11 protein-coding genes are annotated in these 12,797 nt (G+C 70.2%); 8 read left to right on the forward strand and 3 right to left on the reverse strand.

Features of this window, described 5'->3' with window-relative positions; translation table 11 throughout:
• Positions 1–91: 91 nt before the first annotated feature.
• From dnaK to BU52_RS14310, 6 genes are all read left to right on the forward strand, one after another.
• Positions 92–1,942, forward strand: coding sequence for a molecular chaperone DnaK (gene dnaK / locus BU52_RS14285; protein ID WP_037933546.1), 1,851 nt, complete (start codon positions 92–94; stop codon positions 1,940–1,942).
• Positions 1,939–2,619 carry a nucleotide exchange factor GrpE gene (gene grpE / locus BU52_RS14290; RefSeq protein WP_037933548.1) on the forward strand — a complete coding sequence of 227 codons (681 nt, stop codon included), beginning with the start codon at positions 1,939–1,941 and terminating at the stop codon, positions 2,617–2,619. The genes dnaK and grpE overlap by 4 nt, the downstream gene beginning before the upstream one ends.
• 36 nt (positions 2,620–2,655) lie before the next feature.
• Positions 2,656–3,831 (forward strand): molecular chaperone DnaJ, encoded by a 1,176-nt coding sequence (gene dnaJ / locus BU52_RS14295; RefSeq protein WP_037933550.1) that lies wholly within the window; start codon positions 2,656–2,658, stop codon positions 3,829–3,831.
• Between the two features lie 5 nt (positions 3,832–3,836).
• Positions 3,837–4,286 (forward strand): heat shock protein transcriptional repressor HspR, encoded by a 450-nt coding sequence (locus tag BU52_RS14300; RefSeq protein WP_037933552.1) that lies wholly within the window; start codon positions 3,837–3,839, stop codon positions 4,284–4,286.
• 276 nt (positions 4,287–4,562) lie between these two features.
• On the forward strand, positions 4,563–5,669 hold the full coding sequence (locus tag BU52_RS14305) for a sugar ABC transporter substrate-binding protein (protein ID WP_200881190.1): 1,107 nt from the start codon (positions 4,563–4,565) through the stop codon (positions 5,667–5,669).
• 130 nt (positions 5,670–5,799) lie between these two features.
• A complete protein-coding gene (locus tag BU52_RS14310) occupies positions 5,800–6,831 on the forward strand; it encodes a helix-turn-helix transcriptional regulator (protein ID WP_037933555.1) in 1,032 nt (343 codons plus the stop codon).
• Here the strand turns inward: BU52_RS14310 and BU52_RS14315 are convergent.
• Together BU52_RS14315 and BU52_RS14320 are read right to left on the reverse strand one after the other, a co-directional pair.
• Positions 6,794–7,771, reverse strand: coding sequence for a helix-turn-helix transcriptional regulator (locus BU52_RS14315; RefSeq protein WP_037933558.1), 978 nt, complete (start codon positions 7,769–7,771; stop codon positions 6,794–6,796). The two genes, BU52_RS14310 and BU52_RS14315, sit on opposite strands and share 38 nt — an antisense overlap.
• Positions 7,768–8,736: a hypothetical protein gene (locus tag BU52_RS14320; protein ID WP_051858192.1), complete on the reverse strand. Its 969-nt coding sequence runs from the start codon at positions 8,734–8,736 to the stop codon at positions 7,768–7,770. The genes BU52_RS14315 and BU52_RS14320 overlap by 4 nt, the downstream gene beginning before the upstream one ends.
• Before the next feature lie 399 nt (positions 8,737–9,135).
• Here BU52_RS14320 and BU52_RS14325 point away from each other — a divergent pair, with 399 nt between their 5' ends.
• Entirely contained in the window at positions 9,136–9,432 is a 297-nt protein-coding gene (locus tag BU52_RS14325) for a Rieske (2Fe-2S) protein (RefSeq protein WP_051858211.1), read from the forward strand.
• Positions 9,433–9,601: 169 nt separating this feature from the next.
• Here BU52_RS14325 and BU52_RS14330 read toward each other — a convergent pair whose 3' ends face one another.
• On the reverse strand, positions 9,602–10,018 hold the full coding sequence (locus BU52_RS14330) for a pyridoxamine 5'-phosphate oxidase family protein (protein ID WP_037933563.1): 417 nt from the start codon (positions 10,016–10,018) through the stop codon (positions 9,602–9,604).
• A gap of 136 nt (positions 10,019–10,154) precedes the next feature.
• On the opposite strand from BU52_RS14330, the gene clpB reads away from it, so the two are divergent.
• On the forward strand, positions 10,155–12,752 hold the full coding sequence (gene clpB / locus BU52_RS14335) for an ATP-dependent chaperone ClpB (RefSeq protein ID WP_037933565.1): 2,598 nt from the start codon (positions 10,155–10,157) through the stop codon (positions 12,750–12,752).
• The last annotated feature ends 45 nt before the right edge of the window (positions 12,753–12,797 follow it).

The following is a 12,797-nucleotide window of genomic DNA, read 5'->3' on the forward strand; positions in this document are numbered from 1 at the left end:
CTTGAGTCGGCTCGACTCAGCTCTGTTGACCCTGCGGCGTACGTCATGCATGCTTGAGTCCGTTCCACTCAAGTCAGCTGGAGGAATTGAAATGGCACGTGCGGTCGGCATCGACCTGGGCACGACTAACTCCGTCGTCAGCGTTCTGGAGGGCGGCGAGCCCACCGTCATCACCAACGCCGAGGGCGCCAGGACCACGCCGTCCGTCGTCGCCTTCGCCAAGAACGGTGAGGTGCTGGTCGGCGAGGTGGCCAAGCGTCAGGCGGTGACCAACGTCGACAGGACCATCCGGTCGGTCAAGCGCCACATGGGCACCGACTGGAAGATCGAGCTCGACGGGAAGCCCTTCAACCCGCAGCAGATCAGCGCCTTCGTGCTGCAGAAGCTGAAGCGTGACGCGGAGTCGTACCTGGGCGAGAAGGTCACGGACGCGGTCATCACCGTCCCGGCGTACTTCAACGACGCCGAGCGCCAGGCGACCAAGGAGGCCGGCGAGATCGCCGGTCTGAACGTGCTGCGCATCGTCAACGAGCCGACGGCCGCCGCCCTGGCGTACGGCCTCGACAAGGACGAGCAGGTCATCCTGGTCTTCGACCTCGGTGGCGGTACGTTCGACGTCTCCCTGCTGGAGATCGGCGACGGTGTCGTCGAGGTGAAGGCCACCAACGGTGACAACAACCTCGGCGGTGACGACTGGGACCAGCGCGTCGTCGACTACCTGGTCAAGCAGTTCCAGTCCGGGCACGGCGTGGACCTGGCCAAGGACAAGATGGCGCTGCAGCGTCTGCGTGAGGCCGCCGAGAAGGCGAAGATCGAGCTGTCCTCGTCCACCGAGACCACGATCAACCTCCCCTACATCACCGCCTCCGCCGAGGGCCCCCTGCACCTCGACGAGAAGCTGACCCGCGCCCAGTTCCAGCAGCTGACCGCGGACCTCCTGGAGCGCTGCAAGACGCCGTTCCACAACGTCATCAAGGACGCCGGCATCTCCGTCAACGAGATCGACCACGTCGTCCTCGTCGGCGGCTCCACCCGCATGCCCGCCGTTGCCGAGCTCGTCAAGGAGCTGACCGGCGGCAAGGAGGCCAACAAGGGCGTCAACCCGGACGAGGTCGTCTCCATCGGCGCCGCGCTCCAGGCCGGTGTGCTCAAGGGCGAGGTCAAGGACGTCCTGCTGCTCGACGTCACCCCGCTGTCCCTCGGCATCGAGACCAAGGGCGGCATCATGACCAAGCTGATCGAGCGCAACACCACGATCCCGACGAAGCGCTCCGAGATCTTCACCACGGCCGAGGACAACCAGCCGTCGGTGCAGATCCAGGTCTACCAGGGCGAGCGCGAGATCGCCGCGTACAACAAGAAGCTCGGCATGTTCGAGCTGACCGGTCTGCCCCCGGCGCCGCGTGGCGTCCCGCAGATCGAGGTCTCCTTCGACATCGACGCCAACGGCATCATGCACGTCACGGCGAAGGACCTCGGCACCGGCAAGGAGCAGAAGATGACCGTCACCGGCGGCTCCTCGCTCCCGAAGGACGAGGTCGACCGGATGCGCCAGGAGGCCGAGAAGTACGCGGAGGAGGACCACGCCCGCCGCGAGGCCGCCGAGGCCCGCAACCAGGGCGAGCAGCTCGTCTACCAGACCGAGAAGTTCCTCGGCGACAACGCGGACAAGGTCCCCGCCGACATCAAGACCGAGGTCGAGGGCGCCGTCGCCGAGCTGAAGGAGAAGCTCAAGGGCGACGACACCGCCGAGATCCGCACCGCCACGGAGAAGGTCGCGGCCGTCTCCCAGAAGCTGGGCCAGGCGATGTACGCCGACGCCCAGGGCGCCCAGGCGGCGGGCGGCGCGTCCGCCGGCGCGGACGCCGGTCAGGCGAAGGCCGATGACGACGTCGTCGACGCGGAGATCGTCGACGAGGACCGCAAGGACGGTGCGGCGTGACCGAGGAGACCCCGGGCTTCGACGAGCAGTCGCAGCAGCCCGACGTCCCCTCCGGCGCACCCACCGACGACGCCGAGCCGAAGGCCGCCGCCACACCCTCCGCGGAGGAGGGGGCGGCCCCGGCCGGGGACACGGACCAGAACGCCGCCCTGGTGGCCCAGCTGGACCAGGCGCGCACGGCGCTCAACGAACGCACGGCGGACCTCCAGCGTCTCCAGGCGGAGTTCCAGAACTACCGCCGCCGGGTCGAGCGGGACCGCGTCGCGGTCAAGGAGGTCGCCGTGGCGAACCTCCTGACCGAGCTGCTTCCCGTGCTCGACGACATCGGCCGGGCCCGTGAACACGGCGAGCTCGTCGGCGGCTTCAAGTCCGTCGCGGAGTCGCTGGAGACCACGGTGGCCAAGCTGGGCCTCCAGCAGTTCGGCAAGGAGGGCGAGTCCTTCGACCCGACGATCCACGAGGCGCTGATGCACAGCTACGCGCCGGACGTCACCGAGACGACGTGCGTGGCGATCCTGCAGCCGGGGTACCGCATCGGCGAGCGCACCATCCGCCCCGCGCGGGTGGCCGTCGCCGAGCCCCAGCCGGGCGCACAGACGCCTCTGCCGGCCGAGGAGGGCACCGAGGCGCAGGACGGCTCGGAGAACAAGGAGAGCGGTGGCCCGGACGAGGGCTGACGCAGGAGCTGACGCAGGGAAGGAGGGACGTCGGGGATGAGCACCAAGGACTTCATCGAGAAGGACTACTACAAGGTCCTCGGCGTCCCCAAGGACGCCACCGAGGCCGAGATCAAGAAGGCGTACCGGAAGCTCGCCCGCGAGTTCCACCCGGACGCCAACAAGGGCAACACCAAGGCGGAGGAGCGGTTCAAGGAGATCTCCGAGGCGAACGACGTCCTCGGCGACCCCAAGAAGCGCAAGGAGTACGACGAGGCACGCGCGCTCTTCGGCAACGGAGGATTCCGTCCGGGGCCGGGCGCGGGCGGCGGCTCCTTCAACTTCGACCTGGGTGACCTCTTCGGGGGCCAGGCCGGCGGCCAGGCGGGCGGCGGCTTCGGCGGCGGCCTGGGTGACGTCTTCGGGGGCCTTTTCAACCGCGGCGGCACGGGCACCACGCGCACCCAGCCGCGACGCGGCCAGGACATCGAGTCCGAGGTGACGCTCAGCTTCACCGAGGCGATCGAGGGTGCGACCGTCCCGTTGCGGATGTCGTCGCAGGCGGCCTGCAAGGCCTGTTCGGGCACCGGCGACAAGCACGGCACACCGCGCGTGTGCCCGACCTGCGTCGGCACCGGACAGGTGGCGCGGGGCTCCGGCGGCGGCTTCTCACTCACCGATCCGTGCCCCGACTGCAAGGGCCGCGGTCTGATCGCGGAGGAGCCCTGCGAGGTCTGCAAGGGCAGTGGCCGCGCGAAGTCCTCGCGGACGATGCAGGTGCGGATCCCCGCGGGGGTCAGCGACGGGCAGCGGATCCGGTTGCGCGGCAAGGGCGCCCCGGGCGAGCGCGGCGGACCCGCCGGCGACCTGTACGTCGTCGTGCACGTCGGCGCCCACCCGGTGTTCGGCCGCAAGGACGACAACCTGACCGTCACGGTCCCGGTGACGTATCCCGAGGCGGCCCTCGGCGGTGAGATCCGGGTGCCGACGCTCGGCGGCCCCCCGGTCACGCTGAAGCTGCCGCCGGGCACGCCCAACGGCCGCACCATGCGGGCGCGGGGCAAGGGCGCGGTGCGCAAGGACGGCACCCGCGGGGATCTGCTGGTCACCGTCGAGGTGAGTGTTCCCAAGGACCTGTCGGGGAAGGCTCGTGACGCGCTTGAGGCGTATCGCGAGGCGACCGCGGAGGAGGATCCGCGGGCGGAGCTGTTCCAGGCCGCGAAGGGAGCTTGATTTCGATGGACGGCCGTCGACGCAATCCGTATGAACTGACCCAGGACACCCCGGTCTACGTCATCTCGGTGGCGGCCCAGCTCTCCGGCCTGCACCCGCAGACCCTGCGCCAGTACGACCGTCTGGGACTGGTGTCCCCGGACCGTACGGCGGGCCGGGGCCGGCGCTACTCGGCCCGTGACATCGAACTGCTCCGTCAGGTGCAGCAGTTGTCGCAGACCGAGGGCATCAACCTGGCCGGAATCAAGCGCATCATCGAGCTGGAGAACCAGGTCGCGGCCCTCCAGGCCCGGGTGGCCGAGCTGGAGGACGCGCTGGACGGAGCGGCGGCGGCGATGCGTCAGCGCGAGGCCGCGGTGCACGCCTCGTACCGCCGCGACCTGGTGCCGTACCAGGAGGTCCAGCAGACCAGCGCGCTGGTGGTGTGGCGGCCCAAGCGTCAGCAGTCCGACTGACCGCGCAGGTGAAGTCGGTCAAGGGGCCCGGGGGTTCGTCGAACCCCCGGGCCCCTCGCCTGATGTCCGGTCACGTGTGTGACCATGGCATGGCGGCGTGTCCAGATGATGTTCGCCGGGCTTTCGCGGGTCGTTCACGAGTTCAGCGCACCGTGCCGTGTCCATCTCGTTAAGTGGTCGCGCTTGACTCCGGCGGGGGCGGAAGCGTTGGCTTTTCAGTCACATGGGCCGCAAAGCTGTGCCCACGCCCAAAACGCACCTGAAGTGAGCCCTCGCATGCGTCGTATCGCCATATCCGTGGCCGTCACCTCGATGTCCGTCATGCTCGCCGGCTGCGGCGCGCTCAACGCGACGGGAAGCAGCGACGACGCGAGCCCGAGCAAGGGCGACGACATCACCGTGGGGCTGCTGCTGCCGGAGAAGGCCAACACGCGGTACGAGCAGTTCGACTACCCCATCTTCAAGACCAAGGTGGAGTCCCTCACCAACAGGAAGGGCACGGTCGAGTACGCCAACGCGGAGGCGGACGCCGGCAAGCAGGCCACCCAGATGCAGCGGATGGTGGACCAGAAGGTCGACGTCATCGTGCTGGACGCGGTCGACTCCCACGCCATCGCGGACTCGGTGAAGAAGGCCAAGGAAGCGGGCATCCCGGTCATCGCCTACGACCGGCTGGCCGAGGGCCCGATCGACGCGTACATCTCCTTCGACAACGAGCTGGTCGGCGAGGTGCAGGGCCGTTCCCTGCTGGAGTCGCTGCGTGAGGACCTCAGCATCACCGACAAGGTCGTGATGATGAACGGCTCGTCCACCGACCCCAACGCCAAGCAGTTCAAGGCGGGCGCGCTCTCCGAGCTCAAGGGCAAGGTGACCATCGCCAAGTCCTACGACACCAAGGACTGGAAGCCGGAGAACGCCGAGGCCAACATGACCGAGGCGATCAACGCGATCGGCGCGGAGAACATCGAGGCGGTCTACTCCGCCAACGACGGCATGGCGGGCGGCATCGTCAAGGCCCTGCGGGCGGCCGGCGTGACGGAGCTGCCCCCGATCACCGGTCAGGACGCCGAACTCGCGGCGGTGCAGCGGATCCTCGCGGGCGAGCAGTACATGAGCGTGTACAAGTCCTACCCGGAGGAGGCGGAGAGCGCCGCGGAGATGGCGGTGGCGAAGGTCCAGGGCCGGGACATCCAGTTCGACGCGCTGACCCGCGACCGGGTGGACAGCCCGACCGACAGGGACATCCCGGCGCAGCTCGTGCCCGTGGTCGCCCTGACGAGGGACAACGTCGCGGAGACCGTTGTCGCGGACAACATCTACGAGGTGTCCGACATCTGCACGCCGGCGCTCAAGTCCGCCTGCGCGGAGCTCAAGCTGAAGTAGCCGCCCCTGTCGCGTTTCGGCCACCCGCCGGTCCGGTGACCGGCGGCGGGCCCTGCCCGTGTTGCACAGCCGGACCCGGCCGCGCATAGTTGCGCTGCGGAAAGTGGCTGAACCGGGGGTGGGATGGGCGATGGCCGGGCGCGGGGCGGATGAGCATCCCCACGGTGCCGACCGGCTGTGCGAGGCCGGGGATCGCGTGTATTCCCGGGCCGTACGGCGCGGACGGCTGCCGCGCCGGGACGCCGAACCGGTGCCCTGCCTGCTCGAACTCGCCCTGCTGCACCCCGACCCCGACGACATGGCCTGGCTCGTGCCGACCTCCCCGCAGGAGGTCATGACCCGCCTGCTGCGCGGGATGTACGACGAGGTGCGCGCGAGCCAGCGCCGGGTCGGTTCGGCCGTGGAGGCCTTCGAGTGGTACGCCGGTCTGGGCCGCCAGGTGCCCGCGTCGCCGTCCGCGGCGGAGGGCCCGGCGATCCGGGTGCTGGACGGGCTCGCACGCATCCAGGCGGCCATGGACGAGGCGACGCAGGCCTGCCGCGCCGAGGTGCTCACCGTCCAGCCGGGCGGCATCCGGCGCGAGGCGGAGCTGTCGGAGGGTCTGCACCGGGCGATGGCGCTGCGCGGCCGGGGCGTGCGCATGCGGGACCTCTACACGCACGTCGCCCGGCACGGACACGGGCTGCTCTCCTACCTGGAGCTGATGGGCGACGCGGTGGAGGCGCGCACGCTGGACGAGGTGGTCGAGCGGCTGATCCTCTTCGACCGCACGGTCGCCTTCATCCCGGCCAACCCCGAGCGCACCATGGCGCTGGAGCTGCGCCACCCGGCACTGGTGGAGTACCTGGGCACCGTCTTCGAACGGCTGTGGCGGCTCGCCATCCCGCTGACCGCGCCGCTGCCCGACACCGGCATCGAGGGCATCTCGCACCGCGAGCAGTCCATCGCGGCGCTCCTGGCGGAGGGCCACCAGGACGCGGTGATCGCGGAGCGGCTGGGCATCAGCGTGCGGACGTGCCGGGCGCACATCGCCCGCCTGTCGGAGACGCTGGGGGCGGTGAGCCGTACGCAGCTGGGGGTGCGCATCGCCCAGGCCGGCCTCGACGGTTTCCGGGGGCCCGCGGTCACCCGTCCCGGTCGAGGATCCCGGACTTCCCGATGAGGTAGCCGAGCTGGGCCCGGCTGCCGCTGCCCAGCGTCGCGGCCAGCTTGGCGATGTGCTCCCGGGCGGTGCGCACGTTCATGCCCAGGCGGTCGGCGACGACGGCGTCGGTGTGGCCCTCGACGAGCAGTGCGGCGATGGCGCGCTGGCGTGGGGTGACGCCGTTCAGGGTGGGCCGCCGGACGGCTCGCGGGTACATCGGGGTGGCCAGGCGCCACAGGCGGTCGAAGATGGTCGCCAGGAACTCCACCAGCGCCGGGTGGCGGACCTCGAGGGCCGCACTGCGGTCCGCGTTGGCCGGGACGAACGCCACCTCGCGGTCGACGACGACGAGACGCTCGGTGATCTCGTCCAGCGTCCGCGCCTCGACGTCGCCCGTCAGCCGTTCGTAGCGGGCGGTGAGCGGGGGCGCGTGGCGCAGGGTGTGCTGGTAGAGGGCACGGATCCGGCCACCGCGGTCGAGCAGGGCCTGGTCACGCCTCAGGGCGGGCTCGTGGAGAGTGGGGTCGGGGTTGAGGTAGCTGCTGTACGGCTGGACGGAGAGGAGTTCGGTGGCGTCCGTCATCGCCTCGTCGATGACCCGGCCGATGCGCTCCTTCCCGCTGTGCAGGGCGATGAGGGGTGTCGTCGGCACGTCGGGCCCGGCGGTGCGCAGCAGCGGCTCCAGCGCCTCGGTCAGCCGCTCCTCGCGGCGGCGTTCCTCGGCGACACGCTCGGCCGAGGCACGCAGCAGCCGGTGCAGGGCGACGTGCGGTGCGACGGGCTCCAGCCGGCCGGGGTCGTCGAGGGCGGGATGCAGCAGGCCGAGGCGGAGGAGGGACGTGGCACCCGCGGACGCGGGGGCGGCCGGTACATGGCCCTCGCGCAGGGCACGGGCGTACAGGTCCAGGACCGCCTCGTCCCATGCCTGCGGTCCGTCGTCGTGCGCGTTCCCGGTCATGCCCGGTTCGCTCCCCGGATTCTCTGGTCCTGCTGGAGGATCCCCGACTGTGCGATGAGATAGCCCAGTTGGGCGCGGCTGCCGCTGCCGAGGGCGGAGGCCAGCTTCGCTATGTGGGCGCGGCAGGTACGTACGTTCATGCCCAGCCGGCGGGCGATCGCCTCGTCGACGTGCCCCTCCACGAGCAGTTTGGCGATGGAGTGCTGGATGTCCGTGAGGCCGTCCGCGGCCGTCTCGTACGGGGCCCCCGCGCTCAGCGGGACCGCCCGGCCCCACATGAACTCGAACACCTTGATCAGGTACCGCACCAGACCGGGGTGGCGGAGTTCCAGGGCGACCTGCCGGTCGTCCCGCGTGGGGATGAAGGCGACCGTCTCGTCGCAGATGATGAGGCGTTCGACCAGTTCGTCGATGGTGCGGTACTCGGCCTTGCCGTCGGTGAACTGCTCCACCCACGCGATGCGCTCCGGGCTGTACCGGGCCGTGTGCTGGTAGAGCGTCCTGATCCGCACCCCGCGTTCGATCAGGGGCTTGTCGCGCTCCAGCGCCTCGACGAGCCGGCGCTCGGGGTGCCGGTGGCTCGGCTGGACCGCGAGCACCTCGTGCCGGCACTGGGCCGTCGCGAGGTCCAGCGCCTCGTTGATGCGGTCGAGCCCCTCCAGCACGGTGATCGAGTGAGTGGACTCCGGCAGGGGCGCACTGAGGCCCATGAACGGCTCGAACACGTCGGCCAGCTCGATCGACTGCCGCCTGCGGTCGGCGATCTCGCGCTCGATGGGGTCCAGCCGCTGGGCCAGCACGACCGACGGAGGGACCGGACGCAGCCAGTTGGCGTCGTCGGGGTCCGGATGGAGCAGGGCGAACTCCATCAGGCAGGGGGCGGCCTCCACGTCGGCGCGGGCGATACGTCCCGTGCGGAGCGCGTTCGCGTAAAGACGACTTCCTTCCGCGCACAACTCCGTCATGGCGTGGGGATGTGTCGCTTTAGTCTGATTTGATGTCAAATCTCCACCCCCCAGGGTCCTGAACATGCAGGAACATGATGCACCGATCGTGTGGCCATGACGTGCCCGAATGAGCCATCGTCTTACTCGACGGGGGAAGAGGGGACCTTCAAGTGAGGACGAAGCCGACTATGCGTAAGAGAATGCTTCGCTCGGTGCTTGCTGCCGCTTTCTCCGCCGTTGTGGCCTTCGGTGCGCTGAGCGGCCTCTCCGACGCGACGGAAGCATCGCAGGGAGACACCGCCTGGTCGAGTGGGACCGTGGGCACGGCTGACGGCGAAGACGCGGTTCTTCTCCCGGCAGACACCGCTTGGAGCTGACGTGACCACCCCACCCGATGACCGTTCGTTCCGCCGCGAGATGGCGACCGCCTACCGATCCGGATGGCACTTCATCGACCTGGTCACCGCCATCCCCCACAGCGGTGACTCGTTGATGGTGACCGTGTTCGGCGAGCCGGTCGTCGTCACGCGGGACGAGGACGGGGACGTGCGGGCGTACCGGTGTCTGCGGCGGCCCAGGGGCGCGCCGAAGCCCGTGCGGTGTGCCATCCGGTACGGAATGATCTTTGTGAACCTCGACCAGCGGGACCATCGGCAGGTGGAGTCCGACTCCCCGGCCGTCCGGACCATCTCGGCCACCCCCCGCAGTGCCTGACGCGATTCCCCCGTCGTAACAGATCGCGCAGGTGCTTCCCCCCGCAGCGGCGTCACCGTGACCTGAACACGGTGACGCCGCTGCAGTTTTGTGGGACATTTCCCCGTATCGGCCCGCTCGTGCGACGGCCGGAAAGCGTCGCTCGGCGGTGCGAACGGCGCTGCCCGCCTCAGCCGCGCCCCATCGCGCGGGTGAGCGCGATCTCGATGACCACCCGGGACGGATTGGGCGACGGCGTCCGTCCGTAGCGTTCCGCGTAGCGGCGCTCCGCCTCCGCGACGTGCGCCCGCTCCGTGCGGACCACCGCGCGCCCCTCCAGCGTCGCCCACCGCCGGCCGTCCACCTGGCAGACCGCGACGGGCGCGCCCTCCGCCCCCGCCGCCAGCACATGGCGGACCTTCGCGCTCGTCCGGTTGGTGATGACCCGGGCGAGCAGCGCCCCGGGGTCATAGGTCACCCCGACGGGTACCAGGTGCGGGGTGCCGTCCGGACGGAGGGTGGTCAGGGTGCACAGGTGCTTCTCGCGCCAGAAGCTGAGATACGAATCATCCGGATTGCCCGGATCTACCGCGTACGTGGTGGCCATGGACGGGAACTTAGCCTCTGCGGCGCTCCCGTTCCGCACCTTGAGTGGAATAGACTCAAGTTTGTGTACGTTGACCGAGTCAGCCACGAAGACCGCTGAGGGTCACTGAAGGGTCACCGAGAAGGAGAACGGACACGTGGACGCCGAGCTGACCAACCGGAGCCGGGACGCGATCAACGCCGCCGGAAACCGGGCCGTGACCGAGGGACACCCCGACCTCACCCCCGCCCACCTGCTGCTTGCCCTGCTCGCCGGGCAGGAGAACGAGAACATCACGGACCTGCTCGCCGCGGTCGACGCCGACCAGGCCGCCGTGCGCTCCGGGGCCGAACGCGTCCTCGCCGGCCTGCCGAGCGTGACCGGGTCCACCGTCGCGCCGCCCCAGCCCAACCGCGACCTGCTCGCCGTGATCGCGGACGCCCAGACCCGCGCCCGCGACCTCGGTGACGAGTACCTTTCCACCGAACACCTCCTCATCGGCATCGCTGCGAAGGGCGGTGCCGCCGGCGAGGTGCTGTCGCGGCAGGGCGCCACCGCGAAGAAGCTGCAGGAGGCCTTCCAGAAGACGAGGGGAGCGCGCCGCGTGACCACCGCAGACCCCGAGGGCCAGTACAAGGCGCTGGAGAAGTTCGGCACCGACCTCACCGCCGCCGCCCGCGAGGGCAGGCTCGACCCGGTCATCGGGCGGGACCAGGAGATCCGGCGGGTGGTGCAGGTGCTGTCCCGCCGTACCAAGAACAACCCCGTCCTCATCGGCGAGCCCGGCGTCGGCAAGACCGCCGTCGTCGAAGGGCTCGCCCAGCGCATCGTCAAGGGCGACGTCCCCGAGTCGCTGAAGAACAAGCGGCTCGTCGCGCTCGACCTCGGCGCGATGGTCGCCGGCGCCAAGTACCGGGGCGAGTTCGAGGAACGGCTGAAGACCGTCCTGGCCGAGATCAAGGACTCGGAGGGGCAGGTCATCACCTTCATCGACGAGCTGCACACGGTCGTCGGCGCGGGCGCCGGCGGCGACTCCGCCATGGACGCCGGCAACATGCTGAAGCCGATGCTCGCCCGCGGCGAGCTCCGCATGGTCGGCGCCACCACCCTCGACGAGTACCGCGAGCGGATCGAGAAGGACCCGGCGCTGGAGCGCCGCTTCCAGCAGGTCCTCGTCGCCGAGCCGTCCGTCGAGGACTCCATCGCGATCCTGCGCGGGCTCAAGGGCCGCTACGAGGCCCACCACAAGGTCCAGATCGCCGACAGCGCCCTCGTGGCCGCCGCCACCCTCTCCGACCGCTACATCACCTCCCGCTTCCTGCCCGACAAGGCCATCGACCTCGTCGACGAGTCCGCCTCCCGGCTCCGCATGGAGATCGACTCCTCACCCGTCGAGATCGACGAACTCCAGCGCGCCGTCGACCGGTTGCGGATGGAGGAACTGGCGATCGGCAAGGAGACCGACGCCGCCTCCCGCGAACGCCTCGACAAGCTCCGCCGCGACCTCGCCGACAAGGAGGAGGAGCTGCGCGGACTCACCGCCCGCTGGGAGAAGGAGAAGCAGTCCCTCAACCGGGTGGGCGAGCTGAAGGAGAAGCTCGACGACCTGCGCGGGCAAGCCGAACGCGCCCAGCGCGACGGCGACTTCGACACCGCCTCCAAGCTGCTCTACGGCGAGATCCCCACCCTGGAGCGCGACCTGGAGGCCGCCTCCGAGGCCGAGGAAGAGGTCGCGAGGGACACCATGGTCAAGGAGGAGGTCGGCGCCGACGACATCGCCGACGTCGTCGCCTCCTGGACCGGCATCCCGGCCGGCCGCCTGCTGGAGGGCGAGACCCAGAAGCTGCTGCGCATGGAGGACGAGCTCGGCAAGCGCCTCATCGGCCAGACCGTGGCCGTACGCGCCGTCTCGGACGCCGTACGCCGCTCGCGGGCCGGCATCGCCGACCCCGACCGGCCCACCGGCTCCTTCCTGTTCCTCGGCCCCACCGGCGTCGGCAAGACCGAACTCGCCAAGGCGCTCGCCGACTTCCTCTTCGACGACGAACGCGCCATGGTCCGCATCGACATGTCGGAGTACAGCGAGAAGCACTCCGTCGCCCGCCTCGTCGGCGCGCCCCCCGGCTACGTCGGCTACGAGGAGGGCGGCCAGCTCACCGAGGCCGTGCGGCGCCGCCCGTACAGCGTGGTGCTCCTCGACGAGGTGGAGAAGGCCCACCCCGAGGTCTTCGACATCCTGCTCCAGGTGCTGGACGACGGCCGGCTCACCGACGGCCAGGGCCGCACCGTCGACTTCCGCAACACCATCCTGGTGCTGACGTCCAACCTGGGCAGCCAGTACCTGGTCGACCCGCTCAGCACCGAGGAGGAGAAGCGGGAGCAGGTGCTCGAGGTGGTCCGGGCCTCCTTCAAGCCCGAGTTCCTCAACCGCCTCGACGACCTGGTCGTCTTCTCCGCGCTGACCAAGCCCGAACTGGAACGCATCGCACGGCTCCAGCTCGACGGCCTGGCCCGGCGCCTCGCCGAGCGCCGCCTGACCCTGGACATCACCCCCGAGGCCCTGGCCTGGCTGGCCGAGGAGGGCATGGACCCGGCCTACGGCGCCCGCCCGCTGCGCCGCCTCGTCCAGACCGCCATCGGCGACCGCCTCGCCAAGGAGATCCTCGCGGGCGAGATCAAGGACGGCGACACGGTCCGCGTGGACCGCTCCGAGGACGGCCTCCTGGTGGGTCCTGCCACCGGTAAGTCACTCTGAGTCACGGTTCCGTTTTCGGGCCCGATGTCCCCCGCGGACGTTGGG

Source organism: Streptomyces toyocaensis (genome assembly GCF_000725125.1).
In the GTDB taxonomy this organism is placed as follows: domain Bacteria; phylum Actinomycetota; class Actinomycetes; order Streptomycetales; family Streptomycetaceae; genus Streptomyces; species Streptomyces toyocaensis.

Bases quoted from the DNA above. Each gene is read 5' to 3' on its own strand.
- dnaK (WP_037933546.1), top strand. From the start codon at position 92: ATGGCACGTGCGGTCGGCATCGACCTGGGCACGACTAACTCCGTCGTC.
- dnaJ (WP_037933550.1), top strand. From the start codon at position 2,656: ATGAGCACCAAGGACTTCATCGAGAAGGACTACTACAAGGTCCTCGGC.
- BU52_RS14300 (WP_037933552.1), top strand. From the start codon at position 3,837: ATGGACGGCCGTCGACGCAATCCGTATGAACTGACCCAGGACACCCCG.
- BU52_RS14305 (WP_200881190.1), top strand. From the start codon at position 4,563: ATGCGTCGTATCGCCATATCCGTGGCCGTCACCTCGATGTCCGTCATG.
- BU52_RS14310 (WP_037933555.1), top strand. From the start codon at position 5,800: ATGGCCGGGCGCGGGGCGGATGAGCATCCCCACGGTGCCGACCGGCTG.
- BU52_RS14315 (WP_037933558.1), bottom strand. From the start codon at position 7,771: ATGACCGGGAACGCGCACGACGACGGACCGCAGGCATGGGACGAGGCG.
- BU52_RS14320 (WP_051858192.1), bottom strand. From the start codon at position 8,736: ATGACGGAGTTGTGCGCGGAAGGAAGTCGTCTTTACGCGAACGCGCTC.
- BU52_RS14325 (WP_051858211.1), top strand. From the start codon at position 9,136: ATGGCGACCGCCTACCGATCCGGATGGCACTTCATCGACCTGGTCACC.
- BU52_RS14330 (WP_037933563.1), bottom strand. From the start codon at position 10,018: ATGGCCACCACGTACGCGGTAGATCCGGGCAATCCGGATGATTCGTAT.